Here is a 13,867-nt window from a genome sequence, read left to right as displayed (position 1 = left end):
ACGGTGTATGAATGTACTGTGAGATAAAGTAACCTTGAGTTACCCACAAAATCTTTCTAGACTTACAGCAACACCGTTTTCATCATTATTAACGGTTATTTCATCAGCGATTTCCTTTAATTCCCTAATCGCATTTCCCATAGCAATAGAATGTCCAGCCATCTTAAAGAGGCCTATATCATTATGATCATCACCAAATACAATAACGGAATCCAATTCTACATTATATAATTCACAGAGTTTAGTAATTGCCATTTCCTTCGATGCCAGAAGAGGCATGATTTGTACTAATTTATTATTATCCGTAATTAGTATATTCACTCTATCCTTGAATTTTTCAATCAATCCAGAATTGTGATTATCGCCAGTCAGAAGTATCTTCGTAGCATCATATTGCTTTAATTCTTTTAAGGGTTTTACTATAGGGTTTGATTGTGTGTCCATTGAGCTAATATAATCAAGCTCTCTTAAACTAAACCACTCATCCTTCACTTCCATAGTCAGCTCAATTTGAGGGTCACACTTCAAACAGTAATCAAGAATTTCTGTAGTTACATTAGCAGGGATTGATTCATTAATTTCTATCTTGGTCTCCTTACATATCACTTGAGCTCCGTTATAATATACAAAAGCCCCGATATCTACTAATCCTTGTGGAAGCAACCAATTAACCGCCCTGGGCGGTCGAGCTGTTGCAAATATTATTCTTATTCCTTTCTGATAACAAGATAAGACCGCATCTACGTTTCTCTTAGATACTTCTTTTTTTGAATTTAATAATGTTCCGTCCAAGTCAAGAACTACAGTTGAATACTTCAATGAATCAACTCCCAATATAAACTTCTTCGTTATTTTATCTACCGTTGTTGCATTCACGAACCCGAGAGACTTAAAGGAGCGACTGGGTCGAAGACTTATCCTCACAGGAGTTGTCTACTGGATACTACTTCCTCGAAATCCCTCTGGCAGACCAAGGGGCTTAGCCCCTCAGTGTGAATACGGTGTTGGCAAGATTTTAGGGGCTTCTTCGAGCTACTTTCAATGTGCTTGGTTCATTAAGATTGAGATATATTCTTCATCTTTAAGCCTTGTCACCGATGTCAGCGCCTTCATTGGAACCTCAACACATCAGTCACTTTGATTATTCTTTAGCTTCTATGATAATTTCCCCTTCTCCAGAAGGCACTTCAAAACCCTTGAGGAAAGAAGATAAAATTTCTTCTGTTATTGTAAACGCAGCATTAGCATCGAATCGCTGGCTCCGAATGCGAAGTCGTTCACGCAAATCATTAGGATGAACTTTCAAATAAACCAGTTTCCACTCTCCTCCTCCATCTTCAATTAGCTTCTTATATTCATTTCGTCTCTTCTGCTGCCAAAAACTGAAATCAATAACCACATTGCGCTTTTCATTCATAAGATGTACTAGTTCATTACGCAGCTTTAACTCGGCTTTAATTTTTAGTTGCTCATAGATTTCAACTGGATAATCAATTCCGTAACGACCATTTGTAGCCCAAATTTCTTCATCAATAGAGAGACGTACAAAGCCCCTCTGCTCTAATCGTTGAGCAAATGTTGTTTTTCCCGATCCAGCCACACCACACATCATAACTACTAATGGAACGGAAACATCAACTTGATAGATAAAATCGTCTATTTCATGATTATTACGCACTCAAATTCTCCTTTCATCTTTGAGTAAGGTTAATATTCTCTGGAGTCTCCATTATGTCTCTTAATAGAAATTTGTATTTTTCTTATTTACGCTGATTTCCGATTACGTTCCTGTATTCATGAACCCCGAAGGGGGTGTCTGCTGAAATTCCTCTGCGAAATCCTTGCAGACCAAGGCTCCGTAAGGCGCCGCTACTTGAATATGATGTTATAGGATGTCAGCGTCTTCTTCCATAACACTTACACAAATATTCCACTTCCCATGATGTTAAATATATTTTTTCAATTCAAGTAAATCATCAATAATATAATCCGCTTGTTTAAGCTCCCATTCTTGGGCAAAGTCAAATCGACAACCAAAAGCCTTCAATCCATTGTTTTTTGCTGCATTGATATCAGAGATCCTGTCGCCAACTACAGCAGCATTGTTGATGTGATATTTCATAAGGATATATCTAACTAATTCATCTTTATTCTGAGTCTCTATTTGTTGGATGCTAAAGGTTTCTGTCACCCAATTATTTAACTTGTAACAGTTAACGATAGCATTGAGGTATTCGATTAGTCCATTACTTGCGATAAAAATTAAGCAGCCTTCCTGTTTTAAAAAATCAAAAACTTCTTTGACATGCGGATAAAGTGCACCGTTACCATAATTTATATTTGCAATTAACTTCTCCAAGAAGATTTCGTCCACAATTCGTCTGATTTCGTTTGAGTGGTTCGGTAGTAACGTTTCCCAAACTACTGGTAGAGGAACTCCCATAATTTCACGATATTTTTGAGTTGGAGTTTCACTCGACCATTCATTACGAGACCTCAAGACAGAAAACGTTTCTTCTAACGATAACTCTAAGATTTTGTTTGTTTGAAATAGTGTACCATCCATATCGAAAATAACCGCTTCCAGCATGATTTCACTCCTATTCAGAGTTTGAATAATTTATTTTGTATTTTTATACGCTGATTTCCTATAACGTTACTGTATCCACGACGTCCCACCTATTTAAGCCACGTTAGGGGCGACCGCGATGTGGTTAGTCGGTACGGATGTGTCCACCTGATTCCACTTCCCTGCCAATTCCCTTCGGGCTGAACGAGGGAGCGTCAGGACCCAAAGCTTGGATATATAATGTTATCTGACGTAAACCTCTACTGTGAATTAGCTATAATCTTGTTCGTTAAGTTAAACTCATGACGACATTCATAGTAATAACTTTTGAGTTTATATCCCCCAGCTTTAAATACAGGTTTATGTTGATACCACACTATAATTAGCGTTCCTTCAAAAAGGATTCTACGAAGGATATAAACTATTCTGTTAAAGAGAACGTTTCTATTCTGAGCAAATTTATGAAGTGTTTCGGATTGAAACTGAACATGTTTCTCCTCATCACTTAAAATCTGATTACATAAATCTATTAATACTTCTGACTTTGTAGATTTTTGCAAAGCTTTATAGTACAACTTAGCAATGATCTCAGCGGTTAATAGAACAATGACTGATTGTTCTAAACTCGCATATCGACGTAATCTTCTAAATACATTGTCCACCCAATGTCTACGAAGGAGTGGGATTCCCTGTACCTTCATAAATCTGCCCAGATCTCTAGCGTGCCTTTGTTCTTCTTTAATGAACTCTATAAGCGCTTCATAGTAATCCTGATCTTGTGTCTGATGTACATATTCTTGTGCACGTTTAATTAGATATTTACCTTCAGAGTTTTCTCCTAATTGAAACTGTTGAATTGACTTAATGATTATTTCTCTTTCATTATTTGTTAATTTAAAGTTGTCATCCCAATGAATATATTTGAGATTTTGATTATTTCTTCGATAATATTGAACCCATTTCGAGAAAGTGATCTTCATTATTTGCTCCTAAAATGTAATAGGTTTATGTCAGATAACGTTTCTGTATTCATGAACCCTGAAGGGGTCGGCTGCTGAAATCCCTCTTCGAAATCCACCTCGCAGACCAGGCTCCGAAGGGCCGCTGCTTGAATATTATGTTAGGCGATGCCAGCCTAAATTTCCCCTCACAGTTAATTCCTTGTCCATGTTGCCCGGGTATATCCAATTCTCATACCCACTCTTTCCATATTCCGATGGCTTTGCGAGCCAAATGAGCACTGACTAACAACGAGATTACAATTGTTGTAGGTATCATGAATTCGTCTAAGTAATAAATTTGTTTGAAATCCTTTATTTCGATATTCAGGTAGTGTTGTCGCAAATGTTAATGAAGCAACATTGTTCTCTATATACATTACAGCTACTGCAACTGGATAGCCCTGATCCAACCCCAAATAATAGTGCCATCCAGGACGGGAAAACAGTACTCGGTTATTTGCAGCTACGTGTTCTTTCCCATCAAGAGATAATCCTGTACCTAAGCAATGAATTTCTGCATATGTATCAAACTCATCTTCAAGTAGTTCACGAATTTCCAGTTTATGATGATCAAACGAATTTAGATTTCCAGGTTCACAAAAAAGCGTTGTATGAAATCCTGATTGATAAAAGCCTTTATTATGGAGCGTTTTCATTACTTTTTGATCTATCTTACCGGGGATGACTTGAATCTCAAAATTCCTCTCCCGCTCATTATAAAAGTCTAAGATATCTTCAATGACATCTTCAGAAATTCTTCCCTTTACATTATTAAATAGACCCCAGGGCATGGTTTTGCTATAAAACGCCGTGCTCTCCCCGAATCGTTTTATTTCAATCCCCTCAGGGTTTCCTCCTCGTTCTCTAATTGCAGTCATTCGATCAACCATATAATTAATTTCAGATTTTTCTAAAATATCCGCTAGTTCAAAATTAAAAATCATTAAATCTATCCCCTTCCTTAATTTGCATATAATTATGCAATTAATTTTGAGTAGTTTCACCCAACGTTCCTGTATTCATGCCCCCCGAAGGGCTTGTCTACTGAAATACTTCCCCGAATTCCTTCTCGTAGACCCAGGCTCCATCGGAGCCATAGCATGAATATTATGTTATCCGATGTTAATGACTTCTTGAACTTACTTTCACATTCTTTATAACCTTTAGGTTCAATACATCTTTATTGTTCTATTTTATTTATATTTTCTTTTGTAGTATTTGCTCCTCTTTCTTTATATAATTTGATTTTTCATATGTTTTTATCGCTGTTTCATTCTTTTTACCTGTGAGCACTTTCACCGATCTAACGCCTTTTAATATAAGTTCTTTCTCAACAAAGTCTAATACCTTTGTAGCAATTCCCTTCCTTCTAGCGTCACCCATAATATACAATTCGGTTACTTCTGCATACGGTTCTGAATAACAGATTGATTTAAAATACTGGGCACATGCAAATCCAACTGGTAAATCATTGATTAAGGCTATTACAACAATCTCATTTGAATCAGATAAGCTTGCAATGATTTCTTCTTCAGAAATTCCTACTCCATTAAATTCAACATTAAGTTTAGCGAGATATTTTGCATCTTTTGCCTCTGCTATTCGAATTTGAATATTCGTTTCAATCAAAGATTTCACTCCAATTATATTTTGTTTTTAATAGTTCTTTGTTAAGTTCGGATAACGTTCCTGTATTCACGAACCCCGAAGGGGTTGTCTACCGAAGTGCCTCTTTGAAATCCTTCCCGCAGACCAAGACTTCATCGGAGCCGCTGCTTGAATATTTTGTTATGTGAAGTTCCCTTTTCTCGAAAAGCTATCAAGTTCTTTACAATCGATTTTCTAAATCATTTATTGTATTTAACCAGATCGGATATTCTTCTGATTCTTCCCATAGCTCTTTTAGTTCTGAATCTTTCTTAATTTTCTTGACTGCTCGTTTAGCTTTTGAAATGAGTTTTTTTCCTTTACCTCTATGTGTATCGATCCAGTCATATAGATCTCCTGTATTACTTTGATTATTCAATATCTCTTTCCCAGGACTACCTTGTAATGCTGCAAGGATCTCAATTGCGCCTAGAGCATTTGAAGCTAAATCTGAGTCAATATATTCTTCTTCTAATACTTCTTCAATCGTCTCTTCAATTAATTCGATGTCATCAGAATCAAGTAAATCTGCCTTCCAATCTAATACATCATCGTTCTCAAAAATCCCAGTTCCCCATGCTCCCATCAATTAACCTCCAAAAAGTGTCATTATGTTTTAAAGCCCTTAGGGAATTTCACATAGCGTTCCCTGTATTCACAACGTCCCACCGACTTAAGCGACCAACGGGATCGGTCGCGATGCGGTTAGTCGGTGCGGATGTGTCTGGCTGAATTCACTTACCCGCTACTGCGAATAGCATCATCGAATCCACTTCTGACTCCGGCCAGACCGAGGGCCGAATGGCCGGAAGCGTGAATATTATGTTATGCGTAGTACCTGACTTCTACGAGATACTATGTTTATAAATGGTTTTAAGATTCTCAATATATTTATCCTTGCTAAATTTCATTTTGGGCACTAAATCTAACCAGGTAACTTCTTTCCCGACTAACTCATAATTATATGGTATTCCTAGATTACTAGAATCCACTCCAATCCGTCTCCAAATCACTTGATCATTTAATTTTAAAACTTCAGCAACAATTAGTGTACATGTTAAATCGCAATCATCCGGACACATTAATATTGGTAAAATAACAATCTCTTCTTCTGAAAGAAAACGTCTTAGTACTAACTCTGCTTCTTCCTTCAGTCCAATCCAATCAGTAATTGTCGGAATTAAACCTAAATATAAATTATCTGGATACAAATTATGAAGATATAAATCAAACGGAATTCCATCAATCGTTATTACAGGATGTTCTACATTGACATATTTACTTGTCTGCATATCTATAGAAAATATATTCATTAAGTATCTCTCTTTCTAATATAATTTTCATTTTCCAGATCTTACGCATAACGTTCCTGTATCCACGACGTACTACCGACTTAAGGCTCCGCCAGGTGCCGGCCGCGAGCGGTTAGTCGGTGCGGATGTGTCCGCTGATTCTGCTTCCCTGCCAATCGCTTCTAGCGGACCAAGGGCTTTTAGGCCCGAAGAGTGGATATAATGTTATATGAAGTCTGTGTCTTCTTTAATTGCTCACATTGTTTTTCTTCCCTGAGGTATTCTTCTCATTGATCGTTCTAAGTCTCTTTCAAATCCATATTGTTCATATAAACTATGTGCATCTAATGTCCCAAGAATTCCACTCATCCATTCATATTCATCAGAATTTACAATTTGTTCTACCAATTTCTTTCCAATCCCCTGACCTTGATATTCTTTCAATACAAATACATCACAGAGATAATAGACAGTAGCATTATCTGTAACTACTCTTGCAAAAGCAATTTGCTTGTCATTATGATAAACTCCAAAACAATGTGAATTTTCTATAGATCTTAATATACGTTCTTGTGGTCTCCTATTAGCCCAATAGCTTTGGACTAAAAAATCTAAAATCACTTGCTTGTCAAGCTTAGATTTATCATCAGAAATTAAATAATCTTTATAGATCATCTCCATGAGAACACCTCCATTTTATTGTTAATATTGTGGGTTTTAAGCTCTAAGCAGATTTCCTATAACGTTGCGCATTTCTGACGTCCAAACGGCTTAAGGACCGAAGGTCCGGGTGCTTTGCCACTTAGCTGGTTGGATGTGTCGCCTGATTCCACTTCTCCGAAATCCCTCTTGAAGACCGAGGAGCGTCAGCGACGAAGCAAAAATACATTGTTATACGCTGCCCCTTCTTCTTCGATTCCACATCCTTATATGTCTTGTGTGTTTTATGTATTTAATATGTCTTTACGTGTTTTATCTTTTGGTTCTATCTTTTGCTCCTATCAAATCCGTTTCCGCATTGGAAAGATCCCCTCATTTACTCTCGTACGCCTCCAGCAGTATCAACTTTGGTTTGTGTAATAACTTCATCCAATGAACGCTAGCCTTAGAAGAGGCTCGTGTTCCTCGGACCGGAGATTTGCCGATGGCTTCATTCAGATTCCTGCCCACGTTGGACACCCCTGCCTTAAGCTATGGCTTACTTCTACCCTCACCATTCGGGACTTAATCCTTGATATAGAATAGATGCTGAACGCACAATCAAAATTTAAGAGGATTGTTGTCCTCCCTTTAATTCGCAATAGTCAAATATGTATTAATGACATGCACAATACCAAAAAGTACTGTTGGTATAATAGCCAGATAATTTTGAAGCCAAATCTCAGCTAATATAAAATATACTACCGGGAGAACGGCCATCCCCAAAAAAATAATCGAGTTTGCGTTGCCTGTAAAATACAATATCCATAGCCCATAATAAAAAATCAACATTATTGCCATACCAATTATATACGGACATCGCATTTCAGATGCTTGTTTTCTTACAACAAATATCAGAAGAAAGAAAAATATCGCCTGACTTCCGTGCTCCAAAACATCTAAAATCAAATGGCTATTTGCATGGTTTCCTGATATATCTGACGCAGGGATTAAAAAATAAAATATATTTGGTATCATTGGCAATAAAAAGATTATCAGACCCTTCCATGAAAAACCAAAATGATAATTCATTTGATCCTCTCTTTCGCATAATAGAAATATTCTTTAGTTTGCACTTTATTATGTATCCGCTTCTCTGGTATTCCTCTTGATGACCAAGGAGCATAACTAACGATGTGGAAATTTATTGTTATATGGTACACCTTCTAATATTCCGTTCATCCTGGTTTTCAACTGCTACGTTGTAAATGTATTCTTTCACCTATATTTATTATTTGTTATTAATTGGTTGCATGTTTTAACATTCTTAAGGGGTTGCGTATAACGTTCCTGTATCTACGAACTCGAGAGGCTTAAGGGAGCACCAGCGACCGGGTCTGACGGACTTAGCCTCTCAGGGTTGTTCGCTGATTCAACTTCTCCGCTTTCCACTTCTCGCGAACCAAGGGCCGAACGGCCCGCAGCGTAGATATTATGTTATAGGATGTCAGCCCTCTTTGAACTATTTAAATTCTTTAATTCCATTCTCAAAAGCTTCTTGGTCATTATGATCTATCCCATGTAAAGCTTCCTGTAAAGCAAAGGTGCTTCTATAAAAGTGAACTCGTTCTGAAATTTGTTTTCCACCCGGATACAGATTAGTGCATATTTCAAAAAACTCTTCTCCGTAACTGGAGAGAATTCCTGCGAAATCATATGCTGGATCCCCAAGTCCTGAGCCTCCGAAGTCAATAACTCCTGCAATTCTGTTTTCTTTTCGATTCCATATGATATTGCCTGCTCCAAAGTCTCCATGAATATAGGTTTTCTCTAAATTCTGATTATGAGTATTATTTAAAAATGTATTAAAGTTATCTACTACTTTTTCTTGCGCATCTACACGCATAAATGGAAAGAGTTTCTCTCTTATTCTAATAAACAGATTTTCTATAATTCTATGTACACTTTCATGTTGTTTTTGAATAACAACTGCTTTCGGTATGTCCATAGAATGGAGTTCAATAAGAAAAGTAACAAGTTGTGAGGCAATTGTAACCATTAGGTCTTGGCTTTTGATGGTTAATAATTCTTCCTTCCAAAAAGGAGCACCTTCAATCAGCTCATAGCCCATGAAAGCCTTACCTACCTCCATCTTATCAATGGATTTATAAGCTGGATAGGGAATCTGCAATGTTACAGTCTTACTAATAGTTTCTAACATCTCGGTTTCTCGCTTTAATTTCTCTAATTCTTCCTTATACTTAGGAAACCTAAAAACGAGAGATTCATTAAGAATAAATACGTTATTATTCTGTCCGATCTCATTTTGTTTAACATCTTGAATATGTAAATTTGGGTAAACTTCTTGAATGCGTCGAACGTAGGTAGAGATCATATACAAGCTCCTTCAATAATAAATATTTTGTTTACTTGAATTGTCGCTGATTTCCTATAACGTTTGGCATTCCTGACGTTCAAGCAGCTTAAGTGACCGCAGGGAACGGGTCGTCAGACTTAGCTGGTTGAATGTATCGCCTGAATAATCTTCTTGAAAATCCTTCTAAGCGATCAAGGGCGAATGCCCACAGTAGGAATGTATTGTTATCCGATGTACATGACTTCATTGAATTACTCTCATTCACGGTTTTTCCCATTTCTTAATGATTTTCCATCGACCCTTAACCAGATCTACTTTTATTCTTATTGGAGCATTTGCACCAAATAGTATTTCATTAGTCTTCTTGTCAATTCCTCTATATCTATAAGTCATCCATGCATATCCCCCAACAAAATAATGAATTGAAATAGGTTGACTTACAACAACATCTATCTCAACATCATTTTTGTTATATAACGGATAAACTTCCCTACCGCTAAATCTCAAAAAGTTATCAAATGCTTCTTTCTTTATATTTTTTTCATTCTTTATAAAATCTTCAGTTAGCAATACACTTCTTACTGTTTTTTTCACTTCCATGCTAATCCATCCAGAAAGAGAAAAATAAATTACTACGATGAGCAAACATGCAAACATAAACCTTTTTCTTCTTGTATTCAAGTACTCCATTTTCAATTCCCCATTTCAGGTATTTCGGATAACATCATATTTAAGAACTTCGTAAATACCTTTCTTTTTAACGAATATCCGAACTACATATAATATAACCCAAATTAATCCATATGCGAAGTCACGAACATACTCAAAAAAAGCAGCCCCAGTGCGAACTGCTCCATTTGTTAGAAAAGACTAACCTTTGGGAGCCAGTTTTACATTTGGGCTGCTCTTTCTTCGCTCAACTTTACTAATAACCTTTAGTGATCAACCTTTGCTCCCCTTCACCTAAAACATTTACTTCGCTCCGCTACTCCAGACCACACGCTCGCTCATCGCTTTGTGCTGTGCAATCAGGCAGAGTTCTGCCGCTTTGAATGCATGTTCCTGTGTCATGGCTGTCTCGGTGCGATCCAGACAATCGCGGATGAGCTGACCGAAGAACGGGTAGCCGACCTTGCCTTTTACATTGTAACGGTACTCCCCTTCATGATTGACCAGGTACACCTGATCCCCCTGAGGTTCCCTTGCGATGTCGATATACTTCCGCAGCTCGATATAACCGTCCGTTCCAAGAATAACTGTACGCCCATCGCCCCATGTGCCCAGACCATCGGGTGTGAACCAATCCACTCGGAAGTAACCGGACGCTCCGTTGTCCCCGATCAGAGAAGCTTCGCCGAAGTCTTCCAATTCCGGGAACTGTGGGTGATTGAAGTTATGCACACGACTGAAACCTACCTCAGCGTCCGTACATGAGGCAAACGTCAGAAATTGTTCGATCTGGTGACTCCCGATATCACATAGAATGCCGCCATACTGCTCATGCTTGAAGAACCAGTTGGGTCTTCCTCCAGCATTCAGGCGATGCGGGCCTGTACCCATAACTTGCACTACTTTGCCGATTGCCCCTTGTTCAATGAGCTGCCCCGCATAGATCGCACTTTCTACATGCAGTCGTTCACTGTAATACACCATGTACTTCTTGCCCGTTCGCTTCACTTCTTCTCGTGCAAGCTTTAATTGCTCCAGTGTGGTAAATGGGGCTTTGTCTGTAAAATAATCCTTGCCTGCAGCCAGAACTCTCATACCAAGCGGCGCACGATCTGAAGTGATCGCTGCACTTGCCACCAATAACACCTCATCATCTGCAAGCACCTCTGCTTCAGATCCAGCGACTTGAGCCTGCGGGAACTGCTTCCGAAATGCCTCTACCTTCGCCGGGTCCGGATCATACACCCACTTGAGAGTAGCTCCAGCCTCCAACAATGCCCCAACCATGCCGTAGATGTGTCCATGATCCAGCGCAACAGCAGCAATCGTGAACTCACCCGGACCACATACGACCTCTTTTGTAACACTTTTTGGTGCATAAAACATCCCGTCTTTAGCCATGTCATCCCATCCTTTTTATAAAATGTTGATTACAATGAACTCGTCTTACATAACAAATCGTCTTCATTTAAACGTCTGACTCAAATCAGCAGGTTGACTGCCACTGAATGCCTTGTCTTTCTTCGTCGTTGATCCAGCAATGCGTTCCTGCAGATGCTCATAGAACAGATCCTCATCGATCGGCAGATCCACCCAGTTATCCGTCCAGGTGGACAGCAACATAGCGTTCGATAACGTCAATCCGTGTATACCATCCTCACCGGGAGCAATAAGTGGTACGCCTGTACGAATCGCATCAACCCAGTTACGAATCAGACCCGGGTGACCCGTTTCCACACCTGTAATCGGAATCTCGCATTTCCAGCATTCTGGCTGTCCAAAACCTCCGGTAAACCGCTGATTGAATTCAGGCTCAGATTCCCGAAGTCGCCAGAACGTAAGTTTTCCATCTTCGATCACGATTTTACCCCGGTCTCCGTTGACCTCGAATCGATTGGTACCCGGTGCTTCTCCAGTAGTCGTTACGAAGACACCCGTTGCTCCATTTTCATACTCCACATAAGCTGTTACATCATCTTCCACTTCAATGTTCCGATACTTGCCAAACGAACAGAACGCACGCATTCGTACCGGCATCATGCCGATAGTCCACTGCCACAGATCCAGTTGATGGGGGTCTTGGTTAATCAGTACACCGCCCCCTTCACCTGCCCATGTTGCCCGCCAGCCGCCGGAATCATAGTAACTTTGGGATCGATACCAGTTCGTAATAATCCAGTTGGTACGCCGTACTTCACCCAGTTCGCCCGAAGCAATCAAGTCTCTCAGCTTAATGTAGAGTGGATTGGTTCGCTGGTTGTACATCATGGAAAAGACTTTGCCACTGGCTGCGGCCGCTTCATTCATCTTGCGTACCTGTTTTGTATACACACCGGCCGGCTTCTCGATCATGACATGCAAGCCATGCTTGAAAGCCTGAATGGCCTGTTCCGGATGATCATAATGCGGCGTTGCAATAATGACTGCATCAATCGTACCCGAAGCCATCATCTGCTCAGCATCCTGCCAATAGGTGACCGTTGCCGGAAGATGATTGGATACCCAGCTCTCCATCTCTCTTCTTACATCACATACGGCGACCAGCTCTGCACCGGGTACTTCTCCAGCCACCAACGTTCTGGCATGTGCTGCTCCCATGTTTCCAATACCAATCACCGCTACTCGTACGATACTCATGACTGCTCCTCCTCGTCCACACGACGCTCAATTTCGGCGAAAACGTCTGCAAAATGCTGTAACATCGCCTTGGATTCCAAGGCACCACTAAAGTCCTCAATTCCGTAGTATCCGTCATACCCAACGGCACGAAGATCTCGCACCATCTGTACCCAATCGACCATGCCTTCAGTCAGCGGAGTCCAGTGACATTTCCAGGCTGTATTCAGAGCCACTACGCTGCTCTTCTCAGTCACATTAGCCTTTTGTGAATCTTTCCCTTCTGGTTCAAACCACCCGGCATTTTTTACATGTACATGAGCCAGATAAGGGCCCAGCAACTCAAGTCCCATTCGATGATTCTCATATCCTTCATGCACCATATTGCCTGGATCGTACAATACACCCACATGCTGAGGGTCGAGCGATTGCACAAGCCGATAGGCCAGCGATGCCGTCGGTGCAATCGTCTGGTGATGTGTCTCTACAATCGCCTTGATGTTGTACTGTTTGGCCAAATCCTGTACTTCACTCAGGTAATCAACGGCTTTACGATACAACTCAGGATAACTGGTCTTACGATCATATCCAGGAACGCCCACACGCATCATTGAAGCTCCTAACCCAGCCGCAGCCTGAAACGCCTGCTCGGTGGCAGACAGATCTCCACAGTTCAGATACGGTACAAGTGCGATGGATTTTCTACCTTGCCCTAACGCTGCTTCACGAAAAACATGAACCTGTTCCTCCCAGCGACTCGGATCTACCGAACATCGATTATTCCTCCAGTAAGACGGCTCTTCAGACATAGCATCTTCAGGAATTCCACGGAATCTCCACTCAATTCCATCGATCCCCGCTGCAGCCGCAGCCGATGCCAATTCTTCTGCATTCAGATCAGGGGTAGCCACGGTGAATACAGACAGTTTCATCATGATCCATCTCCTTATGTAAACGTATTCATTTTATGTCGTAAAGGCATTGTATCACTCCACTGAACGTCACCATAGGGGAAAACGCCAACAGATGAATGACAGATAACGAACTGAGCACATTC

The 13,867-nt window shown here is 40.0% G+C and carries 15 protein-coding genes; all 15 read right to left on the bottom strand.

Translation table 11 applies throughout. The annotated features are described in order from the left end of the window. Window positions 1–39 precede the first annotated feature (39 nt). Window positions 40–819 carry a Cof-type HAD-IIB family hydrolase gene (locus MHI12_RS11840; protein WP_405172431.1) on the bottom strand — a complete coding sequence of 260 codons (780 nt, stop codon included), beginning with the start codon at window positions 817–819 and terminating at the stop codon, window positions 40–42. 322 nt (window positions 820–1,141) lie between these two features. Beyond that, a complete protein-coding gene (locus tag MHI12_RS11835) occupies window positions 1,142–1,678 on the bottom strand; it encodes an AAA family ATPase (protein ID WP_405172430.1) in 537 nt (178 codons plus the stop codon). A 267-nt stretch (window positions 1,679–1,945) separates the two neighbouring features. Continuing rightward, window positions 1,946–2,590, bottom strand: a complete 645-nt coding sequence (locus MHI12_RS11830) for an HAD hydrolase-like protein (RefSeq protein ID WP_341006966.1) — start codon at window positions 2,588–2,590, stop codon at window positions 1,946–1,948. A 239-nt stretch (window positions 2,591–2,829) separates the two neighbouring features. Next, window positions 2,830–3,549 carry a ferritin-like domain-containing protein gene (locus MHI12_RS11825; protein WP_405172429.1) on the bottom strand — a complete coding sequence of 240 codons (720 nt, stop codon included), beginning with the start codon at window positions 3,547–3,549 and terminating at the stop codon, window positions 2,830–2,832. A 173-nt stretch (window positions 3,550–3,722) separates the two neighbouring features. After that, the gene (locus tag MHI12_RS11820) at window positions 3,723–4,514 is read right to left on the bottom strand and encodes a GNAT family N-acetyltransferase (RefSeq protein ID WP_405172428.1); all 792 of its coding nucleotides are present in this window, start codon (window positions 4,512–4,514) and stop codon (window positions 3,723–3,725) included. 253 nt (window positions 4,515–4,767) lie between these two features. Next, window positions 4,768–5,199: a GNAT family N-acetyltransferase gene (locus MHI12_RS11815; protein ID WP_282321795.1), complete on the bottom strand. Its 432-nt coding sequence runs from the start codon at window positions 5,197–5,199 to the stop codon at window positions 4,768–4,770. Window positions 5,200–5,398: 199 nt separating this feature from the next. Then, on the bottom strand, window positions 5,399–5,803 hold the full coding sequence (locus MHI12_RS11810; RefSeq protein WP_405172427.1) for a DUF4259 domain-containing protein: 405 nt from the start codon (window positions 5,801–5,803) through the stop codon (window positions 5,399–5,401). A gap of 259 nt (window positions 5,804–6,062) precedes the next feature. Beyond that, the gene (locus tag MHI12_RS11805) at window positions 6,063–6,530 is read right to left on the bottom strand and encodes a hypothetical protein (RefSeq protein ID WP_062833900.1); all 468 of its coding nucleotides are present in this window, start codon (window positions 6,528–6,530) and stop codon (window positions 6,063–6,065) included. 234 nt (window positions 6,531–6,764) lie between these two features. Beyond that, complete coding sequence (locus MHI12_RS11800; protein ID WP_211085347.1) at window positions 6,765–7,190, bottom strand: GNAT family N-acetyltransferase; 426 nt, start codon at window positions 7,188–7,190, stop codon at window positions 6,765–6,767. A 609-nt stretch (window positions 7,191–7,799) separates the two neighbouring features. Continuing rightward, window positions 7,800–8,240, bottom strand: coding sequence for a hypothetical protein (locus tag MHI12_RS11795; protein ID WP_341006960.1), 441 nt, complete (start codon window positions 8,238–8,240; stop codon window positions 7,800–7,802). Between the two features lie 430 nt (window positions 8,241–8,670). Next, window positions 8,671–9,543 carry a phosphotransferase family protein gene (locus MHI12_RS11790; protein ID WP_405172426.1) on the bottom strand — a complete coding sequence of 291 codons (873 nt, stop codon included), beginning with the start codon at window positions 9,541–9,543 and terminating at the stop codon, window positions 8,671–8,673. A 243-nt stretch (window positions 9,544–9,786) separates the two neighbouring features. Continuing rightward, the gene (locus MHI12_RS11785) at window positions 9,787–10,125 is read right to left on the bottom strand and encodes a hypothetical protein (protein WP_405172425.1); all 339 of its coding nucleotides are present in this window, start codon (window positions 10,123–10,125) and stop codon (window positions 9,787–9,789) included. 372 nt (window positions 10,126–10,497) lie between these two features. Next, window positions 10,498–11,595 (bottom strand): Gfo/Idh/MocA family protein, encoded by a 1,098-nt coding sequence (locus MHI12_RS11780; protein WP_405172424.1) that lies wholly within the window; start codon window positions 11,593–11,595, stop codon window positions 10,498–10,500. 63 nt (window positions 11,596–11,658) lie between these two features. Beyond that, a complete protein-coding gene (locus MHI12_RS11775; protein ID WP_405172423.1) occupies window positions 11,659–12,831 on the bottom strand; it encodes a Gfo/Idh/MocA family protein in 1,173 nt (390 codons plus the stop codon). Continuing rightward, window positions 12,828–13,742, bottom strand: coding sequence for a sugar phosphate isomerase/epimerase family protein (locus tag MHI12_RS11770; RefSeq protein ID WP_405172973.1), 915 nt, complete (start codon window positions 13,740–13,742; stop codon window positions 12,828–12,830). The genes MHI12_RS11775 and MHI12_RS11770 overlap by 4 nt, the downstream gene beginning before the upstream one ends. Window positions 13,743–13,867: the final 125 nt, after the last annotated feature.

Origin of the sequence: Paenibacillus sp. FSL H8-0280, from assembly GCF_045040665.1 — a bacterium.
GTDB lineage: Bacteria > Bacillota > Bacilli > Paenibacillales > Paenibacillaceae > Paenibacillus > Paenibacillus xylanexedens_A.
This window is presented reverse-complemented; position numbering and strand designations above follow the sequence as displayed.